1 protein-coding gene is annotated in these 1,495 nt (G+C 60.5%); it reads left to right on the top strand.

Annotated features, from left to right (window positions below):
* Positions 1 to 210 precede the first annotated feature (210 nt).
* Positions 211 to 1,495 (top strand): ABC transporter substrate-binding protein (locus tag LQV45_RS31785; RefSeq protein WP_230011425.1); only part of this gene is annotated, 1,285 nt, incomplete at its 3' end.

The raw sequence follows: 1,495 nt of genomic DNA on the forward strand, positions 1-1,495 counted from the left end.
GCGCAGGACCCTGCCGAAGATCCGGGCGGAATCCTGCAGAAAATGAGAGAAACCTTCGAATCGTGTAAATTTTGTGTCTCAACTCACAAAATGCAACGTTTCACCGAATGATCGTCTGGTTGAATCTAGGAATCAGCAAAGCGTGCCGCCCGACGAGTCAGTCGTTTCACTTCGGGCTGCGCTAGAACGCATCGAACAGAAAGTTCACAGATGGCAATGAACAAAAAGGCCTGGCACAGCGTCATCGCGCTGGCCGGGGTTTCCGCCTTTGCACTGACGGCCTGCACAGGGCCGACCGGGGGCGCTGGCGGGTCATCAGCCGCAGCTAGCGGTCCGATCGCCTACGGCACCACGGACAAGGTCACTGCCTTGGATCCGGCGGGCGCGTATGACAACGGTTCGTTCATGGTGATGAACCAGATCTACTCCTTCCTCCTCAACTCGAAGCCCGGCAGCGCAGATCCCGTGCCGGACCTGGCCGAGTCCGCGTCCTTCACCTCGCCGAACGAGTACACGGTCAAGCTCAAGCCGGGCCTCAAGTGGGCCAACGGCCACACGCTCGACTCCAAGGACGTCAAGTTCTCCTTCGACCGGCAGACCAAGATCAACGATCCTGCCGGTCCCGCAAGCCTGCTGACCAACATCGAAAGCATCACCGCCCCCGATGCCAACACCGTGGTCTTCAAGCTGAAGCAGGCGAACGACCAGACCTTCGCCCAGATCCTCAGCAGCCCCGCCGCGCCGATCGTAGACGATGAAGTCTTCCCGGCCGACAAACTGCTTGACGACGACTCGATCGTCAAGGCCAAGGCGTTCTACGGCCAGTACGTGATCGACACGTACAAAAAGAACGAGCTGGTCAGCTTCAAGGCATTCCCTGACTACCAGGGGGTCCTCGGCAAGCCGGCCAACGACGCCGCCACGATCAAGTACTACGCCGACCCCACCAACATGAAGCTGGACATCCAGCAGGGGAACATCGACGTCGCGAACCGCAGCCTGAGCGCCACCGACGTCGATGACCTCAAGAAGGACTCCAAGGTCAAGGTCAACGTTGGCCCCGGCGGCGAAATCCGCTACATCACGTTCAACTTCGACACGATGCCGTTCGGTGCCAAGGCTGCCGACGCCGATCCGGCCAAGGCGCTCGCCGTCCGCCAGGCCATCGCGAACCTCGTTGACCGCCAGTCCATCGCGGACCAGGTCTACAAGGGCACCTACCTGCCGCTGTACTCCAACGTTCCCAACGGCTTCCTGGGCGCCAACGAATCGTTCAAGGACGCCTACGGCGACGCCGGCAAGCCGAGCCTGGACAAGGCCAAGAAGGTCCTCGCCGACGCCGGTGTGACGACCCCCGTCTCGATGAACCTTCAGTACAACCCGGACCACTACGGCAAGTCCTCCGGCGATGAGTACGCCATGATCAAGGACCAGCTGGAGAAGTCCGGTTTGTTTAAGGTCAACCTGCAGTCCACGGAATGGGTCACCTACAGCA

The organism is Microbacterium sp. Bi128, assembly GCF_918698205.1.